This is a genomic window from Shewanella baltica, assembly GCF_900456975.1.
Classification (GTDB): Bacteria; Pseudomonadota; Gammaproteobacteria; order Enterobacterales; family Shewanellaceae; genus Shewanella; species Shewanella baltica.
Map to the genome: position 1 here is coordinate 1,775,629 of NZ_UGYM01000002.1, position 10,221 is coordinate 1,785,849.

A 10,221-nucleotide genomic window follows, 5' to 3' on the forward strand; every position below is an offset into this window, starting at 1 on the left:
CGAGTCGATTTATCCAATATCAAAACGCGCTTATGGCGCGTTTTTTCTTATTTAGTTCAGCGTTAAAGGGATCGAAATGACACAAGCTCAAGCAAAATACTTAAAAGATTATCAAGCGCCACTCTTCACGATAGACACGATCGACTTAGCCTTTAATCTGGCGGGCAATGAGACTCATGTGCAGGCGATAAGTCGGGTAAAACGCGCTTCTAAGCATGCCCAAGCTTTAGTATTGGATGGCGAAGACTTAACTGTGGTCTCGCTGACGGTTGACGGTGAAGCAGTGCCTTATCATGTTAGCGCGGGTCAATTAGTCTTAGAAACGGCGCTTGATGAGTTTGAGCTGAACATCGTCACTAAGCTCGATCCCGAGGCCAATTCGAGCCTTGAAGGCCTGTATATGTCCGATGGTGCCTACTGCACGCAATGTGAGGCTGAGGGCTTTAGACGGATCACTTATTTCCTCGACCGTCCCGATGTATTAGCCAAATATACTGTGCGCATCGAAGCCGATAGAGCCGCATTCCCGTTTTTACTGAGTAACGGGAATTTGATTGATCAAGGCGAATTAGAGGGCGGCCGCCATTATGTTTGCTGGCAAGATCCGTTTCCAAAACCGGCTTACTTGTTTGCCTTAGTCGCTGGCGATTTTGATCTGTTGCAAGATGAGTTCATTACCCGCAGTCGCCGTAAAGTGATCCTGCAAGTGTTCGTCGATAAAGGTAATTTACATAAAGCACACCATGCGATGGCATCGCTGAAAAAATCCATGGCATGGGATGAGAGTCGTTTTGACCTCGAGTACGATTTAGATATTTACATGATAGTTGCCGTCGACTTTTTCAATATGGGAGCGATGGAAAACAAAGGCTTAAATATCTTCAACACTAAATATGTGCTTGCAGATACGTTAACGGCTACCGACGAGGATTATCACGGTATTGAATCGGTGGTAGGCCATGAGTATTTCCATAATTGGACCGGAAACCGCGTGACGTGCCGTGATTGGTTCCAGCTAAGTTTAAAAGAAGGCTTAACGGTTTTTCGCGATCAAGAATTCAGCTCCGATTTAGGCTCACGCGCTGTGAATCGAATTCACGCAATCAAAGTGATCAAGAATCAGCAATTTGCCGAAGATTCTGGCCCTATGTCCCATCCCATTCGTCCAGAATCTGTGATTGAGATGAATAATTTCTACACCGTCACTGTGTATAACAAGGGCGCTGAAGTGATCCGCATGATGCACACTTTGCTTGGCGAAGAAAAGTTTCAAGCGGGGATGAAACTGTATTTTAAACGCCACGATGGCCAAGCGGTCACCTGCGATGATTTTGTGGCGGCAATGGAAGATGCCAGCGGCGTAGATTTAACCCAATTCCGTTTATGGTATAGCCAAGCGGGCACGCCGATTGTGACTGCGATGGACAGTTTCGATGCGCTAACGGGCGTTTACCAATTAACCCTTAAACAAAGTTTAGCGAACTGTGCATCACCCTTGCATATCCCGTTCAGTATCGAACTGTTAGATGCCAAGGGCCACTCTTTAGTGAATGAAGTTCTCGACTTTACTCAAGCTGAACAAGTGTTTAGTTTTGAGGGATTAAGTCATAAGCCGGTGGCTTCACTGCTGCAAAACTTCTCCGCGCCCGTTAAATTGCAATATCGATTCAATGTGGATCAACTGGTTCACTTGATGCGTTTTGCCAGCAGCGAAGTGGCGCGCTGGGAAGCCTCAGTGACCTTAGTGAGCCAAGCGATTTGGCAAAATGTGGCGAGTTTACAGCAGCAACAAGCCATGACACTCGATCCCCGCGTGCGCGATAGTTTTAAAGGCGTGTTGTTAGACACTGAACTTGACCCAGCATTGATTGCCGAAATCTTAGCCATACCTACGGCATCTGCTTTGATTGAGCAAACAGAGAGCGTTGATCTCGATGCGTTAGCCTTAGCCCGTGAATTTGTGTTAACTGAGCTGGCTTCACACTCTGAAGATGAATTGATCGCGCTCTATCGCTCTTTGGTACCAGTCGATAGCACGCAGGCAAGAGCGCTTAAAAATCAGTGTTTAACTTGGTTAGCAAGAGTGTCGGATGAGGCTGAAGCGTTAGTGATTGCTCAGTTTGATAAAGCCAGCAATATGACTGATTCCCTCGGTGCACTGACTGCGGCGAACGTGGGTGATTTGCCTTGTCGCGATGAGTTGATGACCGCATTTGAGCTGCGTTGGCAGGACACGCCATTGGTAATGGATAAATGGTTTATGTTGCAAGCGACTCGTAATGCGCAAGATGTGATTGAATGTCTGCGTCAATTACAGCAGCACAAGCGTTTTAGTATGAGTAATCCAAACCGAGTGCGCGCGTTAGTGGGCAGTTTTGCGGCGGGTAATATTTACCAATTCCACCGTCAAGATGGTAAGGGTTATGCTTTCTTAACCGAATGCTTAATTACCCTTAATAAGCTCAATCCGCAGGTCGCGGCACGCATGGTGACGCCATTGATCCAGTTCCATAAATTCGACTTAGGCCGTCAAACCTTAATAAAAGCCTGTTTAGGGCAACTTTTGGCTTTACCTGACTTATCTAAGGATATGTACGAAAAAGTCTCTAAGGCATTGGCAAAATAACGGTTTGTAGGAGGAGGGCGGCAATCGATGCCGCCCTGATATTATGGAATTGTATTTCAAACTAACGATCAGCTATCGAGATTTCTTACCTTACTATCAAGGGCTTGCTGATAAAATTGAGGTCCGCGAAACGCAAGGACGTATTTTGTGGATTAATGGCCGTCATTTCAGACGTTTTTTAACCGAAAATGGCATTCAAGGCTATTTTAAATTGGTTTTAGATGACAAGGGACAATTTGTTTCATTAAATCGAGTCTAGTCTGAATTTGTTTATTTACGCTTAGAGTAATTACTTTAAACGGTCGGCTGATTATCAGGCTCGGTTTGTGATATTTAGTTTTTAAATATGTTAATGAATTATATGATTTTTTGATATCTTTTCCCGCTTCATTTCTCTCCCGCTTTTCTCTAATTTAAATCCCACCTTTTCAACTGCTGGCACAAATGTGTCTACATGCTTAATTCTTTAGAAAATTTTCTCTAACTGCGCCTTGCCCAAGGGGATTAATTGCTGTAACAATGATGTTACCTGTGAGCTAACAAGATGTTGGTTGTAATTCCTAAAACAAAGAATCCAGCAGGGTACGGAGAGCTAAAATGAAAATTGTTAAAAATAGTTTTAACAAATCGGCGCTTGCTTTGGGGGTAGCGTCGGCATTGAGTTTGTTAATGATCCCAAGCGTTAATGCAATATCTTTTGATTGGGGAGAGGTTGAGGGCACATTCGACTCAACTTGGACTGCTGGTGCGAGCTGGCGTGTTGGCGCACGTGATTGGGATGGTCAAATTGGTAAGGTGAATCAACCCCAATTCGATTGGTCTAATTACAGCGCATTTGGCAATACAAAATATACTTCAGCTGAGATTTGGGCCCAGCCCGGGTCGTATTCCAGTAACAATGACTTAAGTAACTTACTATATTCTCAAGGCGATACTACGTCTGAAATCGTCAAAGGTTTGCATGAATTATCGTTGAAATACAAAAACTACGGTTTGTTCGCCCGCGGTATGTATTTTTATGATCGTAAACTGAACGATGGCAATTATGACTACAACGATCCGATCACGGGTAAAGAATTTGACCCTTGCGAAGATAGCCGCGCTTCAGAAGTACAATGTAAAGATATCCGTTTATTAGATGCGTTTGTCTATGCCAACTTCGATTTGAATGAGGGTGCTAATCCATTATCTATTCGTGTTGGTAACCAAGTGGTGTCATGGGGTGAAAGTACGCTGATTGCCCATGGGATCAGTGAAATCAACGCCGTGGATTTGAACATTCTTAACGCACCTGGTGCTGAGTTAAAAGAAGCGTTTAGACCGCAAGGTATGGTGTGGGCATCCCTTGGCCTGACAGATTCGCTAACAGTTGAAGCATTCTATCAATATGATTGGCAACCTATTTGGGTCCCAACTCCGGGCTCCATTTTTGCGACTAACGATTTTGCCGGTTTTGGGGGTTATGCTCAAAACGCTCAGCTTGGTTTTAACGCTAACCCTGACATCAACTTAGATTTTGTGATGCAAGAATATGAGCGTTTAGCGGGCATGATCGCCAGCGGCCAATCCATTCCGACACAGCAATTGGTTTCTATGGCTTTAGCCTACCCAACGAAAGTGACGCTAGTGCAGGATGAAGAAGAACCAAGCAATGATGGCCAATACGGTATCAAGCTGGGTTATTACGCGCCTGAACTAGGTGAAACCGAATTTGGTTTCTATTTCATGAATTACCATAGTCGTCGTCCACTTATCAGTGGTACTGCTGCCGACTTTAGCACAGGTGCATTGTTATCTGATTTGGCGACGGTAGGCCAAAACTCGGGCAACATCAACCGTGAACTGCTGCTTAGCCTGAAGAGCTTCTCTAAGGCGCAAATCGTTTATCCCGAAGATATTAAACTCTACGGTTTCAGCTTCAACACCTTGATTGGTGATACGTCTGTCGCGGGTGAGATTGCCCATCGTCAAGATGAGCCACTGCAGATTGATGACGTTGAATTGCTGTTCGCCGGTATGCCACAGCAGTTAGCCAATGCGGGGCTTCGTCCTGATCTTGATGGTATTTCACAGATTAAAGACGTTCAACCGGGTGAAACCGTCGATGGCTTTATCCGCCTTGATACCACACAGGCGCAGGTGACTTTCACTCATCTATTTGGTCCAACTTTAGGGTTAGATAACTTAACTATGTTGGCCGAAGTGGGTGGTGTGTGGATCCACGATATGCCAGGTTTCGATGAACTACGTCTCAATGGCCCAGGTACGTCACGTTCTGGCGGCAATCCAGATATGCCTGGCATCATTCAAGCCTTGCACAATGGTCCTGAAACTAACCCGTTCCCAACTGACTTTGCTTGGGGCTACCGTTTAGTGGCAAAAGCGGATTTCAACAACGTCTTTGCTGGGGTCAATATGTCGCCACGGGTCATTTTCTCCCATGACGTTGACGGTATTACTCCGGATCCTATGTTCCTGTTCACGGAAGGACGCAAGTCTGTCGCGCTAGGCGTTAACTTCGACTATCAAAACCGTTGGGGTGCAGATATCTCCTATAACAATTTCTTTGGCGGTGTCGGTACGACGAATGCGATGGCAGATCGTGATTATGTTTCATTCAATATCAAGTATTCGATCTAAAAGGACTCAAACAATGAAGAAACTGACGATATTGGCGAGTGCAGTGATGTTCGCACTCGTAGCGCCAGTCGCTATGGCTAAGGTATCAGAGGCTGACGCGGCTAAACTTGGCAATGAGCTCACCCCTTTAGGTGCTGAAAAAGCAGGTAATGCTGACGGTTCTATTCCTGCGTGGGATGGTGGTATCACTAAGCCTGTGGCGGGTTATACCAAAGGGATGCATCACCCAGATCCTTTCCCTGAGGATAAGATTGAATTCACCATTACCAATGCTAACAAAGCGCAATATAAAGACTTTTTAACACCGGGTCAGATGAAGTTGTTCGAACTTTATCCTGATACCTACAAGATGAATGTGTATAAGACTCGCCGTAGCGCATCAGTGCCGCAGTTTGTCTATGATGCGACCAAAGCTAACGCGACACGTGCAGAATTGATTGCACAGGGCAATGGTATTTCTGGCGCTGCTATTGGTATTCCATTCCCGATCCCAGCAAATGGGTTAGAAGCGATTTGGAACCACATTTTGCGTTTTCGCGGGGTCGATATCGAGACTTCCCGTAGCCAAGCTGCACCAACGGCCGATGGTAGCTATAGCTTAGTGGAAACCTCAGAGGAAATTCGCTTCGAATATTCTCGTCCAGAAATGACCTTAGATCTGCTTAAAGCCAGCAATACGTTGTTCTACTTTAAGCAAGTGGTGACTCAACCAGCCCGTTTAGCGGGAACTGCGTTATTGGTGAAAGAGACCATGGATCAAGAGGCGTTGCCACGTCAAGCTTGGACCTATAACACAGGACAACGTCGTGTCCGTAAAGCGCCAAACGTCGCTTTCGATACACCGGGTACAGTGTCTGACGGTCTGCGTACGACGGATGATTTCGACATGTTTAACGGCTCTCCAGTGCGTTATAACTGGGAACTGGTTGGCAAGAAAGAAATTTACATTCCGTACAACGATTACAAACTGCACTCAGACAAGCTGAAATATGACCAAATCTTAAAACCTGGGCATGTTAATCCTGAGTATGTTCGTTGGGAAAAACACCGCGTATGGCAAGTGAAGGCGACGTTGAAAGACGGTATGCGCCACATTTACAAAGTGCGCGATATGTACCTTGACGAAGATTCATGGCAAGTGTCGATAGCCGATCTCTACGATAACCGTGATCAGCTGTATCGTGTGGCTGTTGCACATGGCTTGAACTACTACGAAGTGCCAACTCAATGGGACACGCTGGAAGTCTTCCATGATTTGCAATCCCGTCGTTATCTCGCCATGGGTTTAGACAACCAAAGTGGTATGTATAACTTCGATGCCAAACTGACTGAAGCTAACTTTACCCCCGATGCATTGCGTCGCGAAGGTATCCGTTAATACGCCACAAATAAAGGGGCGCTCTGCGCCCCTCATTAGTTTAAGGAAGTTTGTATGTCGTTTCGCATCCTTCAGTGTGTTGCTGCATTAAGTTTCGGTGGCGCTTTTTTCCCTTCTACGTTATCTGCAACCCCCTCTGATCCGATTTTTTCTCAAATTCAACCGCTTGCGGCTTCATCCCTGATTTTAGATATTGCCAACGTGGGCAAAGGGTTAGTGGCTGTGGGTGAACGCGGTCATGTTCTGGTTTATGACGGCAGTTGGCATCAAGTGGCGACACCCGTGAGCTCGCAGCTGACCAAAGTGTTTTTCCTTAATGACAAACTCGGCTGGGCCGTGGGCCATGATGCGACCATTTTACATACTCAGGATGGCGGTCAAACTTGGCAGCAGCAGATGCATTCGCCCGAGATTGAAAAGCCATTCCTTGATGTGGTCTTTTTAGATGAAAACAAGGGGTTCGCCATTGGGGCTTACGGTTTGTTTTATCGTACTAATGATGGTGGTGCCCATTGGAGCGACGAGTTCCATGAGGAGCTGTTAGCCGAAGAAGATGTGTCCTATTTAGCGGAGTTGAAAGGCAGCGATCAATCAGCCTACATGAGCGCACGCGCTTCATTATTGCCGCACTTTAATCGTATTTTAACCTTGACTGACGGACGTTTATTACTGGTCGGCGAGTTAGGTCTAGTGGCCGTTTCAAGCGATCAAGGCCAAACCTTTGCGCGTACCAGTTTTGATTACGATGGCTCTATGTTTAATGCCATTGAAACGAAAGATGCCGTGTATGTGATGGGCCTTCGCGGTCATATATTCAAAGCTGACGTGAGTTTAAGCCAGTGGAATGAAATCGAACTGCCCGTGCAATCTTCAATCAATGGGGCGATGTCAGTATCGGACGATGCGGTTTATCTCGTGGGAAATGCAGGGATAGTGATTAAGCTGAATGGGGATGATACCAGCAGTATTGTCACTCGTCGCCAAGGGGAAAACTTAGTCTCTATTGCGAAGGATAATCAAGGGAATATGTGGTTATCCGGCAGCCAAGGGCTGTTTATTCTTAAGCCATAAAATTTTAAAACTACAATAACAGGGCCGAGAAGATGTTAGAAAAACTGGTCAACGGATTTGAGTCATTTTTATTCCGCAATCGTGCGTGGGTCGTCGGCATTTTTGTGTTTTTGACGTTGTTTTTAGGCTTTCAAGCCAGTCAACTCAAAATGGATGCGGCCTTCATTAAAAACATTCCACTGCATCACAGTTATATGCAGACCTACCTGAAACACCAAAAAGATTTTGGTGGCGCCAACAGCATCATGGTGGCGGTGGAAGACACCAGCGGCAATATTTTTAATGCGAACTATTTTGATACCTTAAAAAACGTGCACGATCAGCTGTTTTTTATACCTGGGGTTGATCGCGCGCAGGTGAAATCGATTTTTTCGCCTTCCACTCGTTTTACAGAAGTCGTTGAAGATGGTTTTGCTGGCGGGCCCGTTATTCCTGCGGATTTTTCGACCTCAGTATCAGGGCTCGAAACCGTGCGCGATAATATTGAAAAAGCGGGCATCGTTGGTCGATTAATTGCCAACGATTACAGTGCGGCCATGGTGTCGGCTCAGTTGATGGATTTTGATCCACAAACAGGTAAACCCTTAGATACCATTGCCTTTGCGGCGCAGCTCGAAAAAGAACTCAGGGGCAAGTTTGAAACCGACAAGGTTAAAATTCACATCATAGGTTTCGCCAAGATGGCGGGGGATGTGGCCGATGGTGCTAAGGGCGTATTGCTGTTCTTTGTGATCGCCATTTTGATCACCGCCGTCATGGTTTACCTCTTCTCTAAATCAATCATTCTGACCGTTTTACCCCTCGTCTGCAGTTTAACTGCTGTGGTTTGGCAGCTTGGTTTATTGACTGTGATTGGTTTTGGTCTTGATCCCATGTCGATTCTGGTGCCGTTTTTGGTATTTGCCATCGGGGTCAGCCACGGGGTGCAGATGATCAACGCGGTAAGGCGCCGCGTGATGGACGGACAAACCACCAAAGCGGCGGCGGCTTCGGCATTTCGCAGTTTATTAGTACCGGGCGGTGTGGCTTTACTGTCTGATACTGTTGGTTTTATTACCCTGTTGTCGATTGATATCGGGATTATTCGCGAGCTGGCGATTTCGGCATCACTCGGTGTGGGCGTGATCATTTTCACTAACCTTATCCTGTTGCCTTTGGTGATTTCTTTTACTGAAATCAAAGTCAATAAAACCGCAGAGCCGACGGCTGAAGAAGTCCGCACTGAAGCGATTTGGCGTTTCTTAGCACGTTTCGCGACGCCTAAATACGCTGTGGTGGTGATTATTGCCACTGTGGTGTTGTATTTTGCCGGTCTGCAACAAGCCAATCAGATGAAGATTGGTGACTTACAGGGCGGGGCGCCAGCGTTACACCAAGATTCGCGCTATAACCTCGATACCTTCTTCATCACAGATCATTTCTCCATCACCACCGACGTGATGACTGTGATTGTTGAGGCGGCGCCCGAGGCTTGTACTTACCACGATGTGCTCACTCAAATTGATGAGTTCGAGTGGTTAGTGCGTAATACGCCTGGGGTCGAGTCGACTGTGAGTCTGGCGTCGGTTGCTAAAAAAGTGAACGCAGGCTTTAACGAAGGTAATCCAAGGTGGGAAGTGCTGCCGCGCACGACCGCGAGTTTAGTGCAGGCCATTGGCCAAATTCCGACGACCTCTGGTTTGTTAAATGGCGATTGTTCTGTCATGCCTGTGTATCTGTTTATGAAAGATCATAAGGCAGAAACCATAGAAACTGTGGTCGCTAAGGTGAAAGCCGTCGCCGCGAAAATGGATAACGACAAGCTGCAGTTTAAACTGGCATCGGGTCCTGTAGGCGTGATGGCTGCGACCAACGAAGCGGTAGCCGAAGCGCAATTACCTATGATGTTATACGTCTATGGTGCCGTGTTTGTACTCTGTTTAATCAGCTTTAAATCCTTGAAAGCGACTGTGGCGGTAATTATCCCGCTGTATGTGGTGTCGACATTGGCGCAAGCTTTGATGACGCAACTGGATATTGGCTTAGCAGTTAGTACCTTACCTGTTATTGCGCTGGGTGTCGGTATCGGTGTGGATTACGGTATTTATATCCTCTCTACCATGTCGTCTAAGCTCTCGAACGGTATGCCGGTGCAACAGGCATACTATGAGGCGTTGGTCGAACGGGGCAGTGCGGTGATCTTTACTGGCCTCACATTGGCGATTGGTGTCAGTACTTGGTTCTTCTCGGCACTTAAATTCCAAATGGACATGGGAATATTGTTAACATTCATGTTTGTGGTAAATATGCTCGGTGCCATAATTATCCTTCCTGCATTGGCCGCTGTTTTCTGGCGCCAACCTAAGTAGGGTCTACAAATGGGGAGCTTAGCTCCCCATTTGTTTTTGAATACTTAGTCTGCTTTATCGATTGTTTGGTCATTTGTCATTCATTGTTTACGCGAATACTGGATTTCAAGAGGATGTACCACTAAAATTTTCCTCGAAATACAGCGGTTTTAGTAATA

At 46.2% G+C, this 10,221-nt stretch carries 6 protein-coding genes; all 6 read left to right on the forward strand.

All coding sequences use genetic code 11. From position 1 onward, the window contains the following. Positions 1-76 precede the first annotated feature (76 nt). The 6 genes from pepN (at position 77) to DYH48_RS08085 (ending at position 10,063) form a co-directional block, all read left to right on the forward strand. On the forward strand, positions 77-2,626 hold the full coding sequence (gene pepN / locus DYH48_RS08060) for an aminopeptidase N (protein ID WP_115334477.1): 2,550 nt from the start codon (positions 77-79) through the stop codon (positions 2,624-2,626). 43 nt (positions 2,627-2,669) lie between these two features. Further along, positions 2,670-2,885 (forward strand): DUF2835 domain-containing protein, encoded by a 216-nt coding sequence (locus DYH48_RS08065; RefSeq protein WP_006086278.1) that lies wholly within the window; start codon positions 2,670-2,672, stop codon positions 2,883-2,885. A gap of 338 nt (positions 2,886-3,223) precedes the next feature. Beyond that, a complete protein-coding gene (locus tag DYH48_RS08070; protein ID WP_115334478.1) occupies positions 3,224-5,266 on the forward strand; it encodes a DUF1302 domain-containing protein in 2,043 nt (680 codons plus the stop codon). A 13-nt stretch (positions 5,267-5,279) separates the two neighbouring features. Continuing rightward, complete coding sequence (locus DYH48_RS08075) at positions 5,280-6,644, forward strand: DUF1329 domain-containing protein (protein ID WP_006081906.1); 1,365 nt, start codon at positions 5,280-5,282, stop codon at positions 6,642-6,644. A 54-nt stretch (positions 6,645-6,698) separates the two neighbouring features. Then, the gene (locus DYH48_RS08080; RefSeq protein ID WP_115334479.1) at positions 6,699-7,715 is read left to right on the forward strand and encodes a YCF48-related protein; all 1,017 of its coding nucleotides are present in this window, start codon (positions 6,699-6,701) and stop codon (positions 7,713-7,715) included. Between the two features lie 32 nt (positions 7,716-7,747). Beyond that, the gene (locus tag DYH48_RS08085; RefSeq protein WP_012089377.1) at positions 7,748-10,063 is read left to right on the forward strand and encodes an efflux RND transporter permease subunit; all 2,316 of its coding nucleotides are present in this window, start codon (positions 7,748-7,750) and stop codon (positions 10,061-10,063) included. Positions 10,064-10,221: the final 158 nt, after the last annotated feature.

Excerpts from the sequence above, each read along its gene's own strand:
- pepN (WP_115334477.1), top strand. The coding sequence starts at position 77 with ATGACACAAGCTCAAGCAAAATACTTAAAAGATTATCAAGCGCCACTC.
- DYH48_RS08065 (WP_006086278.1), top strand. The coding sequence starts at position 2,670 with ATGGAATTGTATTTCAAACTAACGATCAGCTATCGAGATTTCTTACCT.
- DYH48_RS08070 (WP_115334478.1), top strand. The coding sequence starts at position 3,224 with ATGAAAATTGTTAAAAATAGTTTTAACAAATCGGCGCTTGCTTTGGGG.
- DYH48_RS08075 (WP_006081906.1), top strand. The coding sequence starts at position 5,280 with ATGAAGAAACTGACGATATTGGCGAGTGCAGTGATGTTCGCACTCGTA.
- DYH48_RS08080 (WP_115334479.1), top strand. The coding sequence starts at position 6,699 with ATGTCGTTTCGCATCCTTCAGTGTGTTGCTGCATTAAGTTTCGGTGGC.
- DYH48_RS08085 (WP_012089377.1), top strand. The coding sequence starts at position 7,748 with ATGTTAGAAAAACTGGTCAACGGATTTGAGTCATTTTTATTCCGCAAT.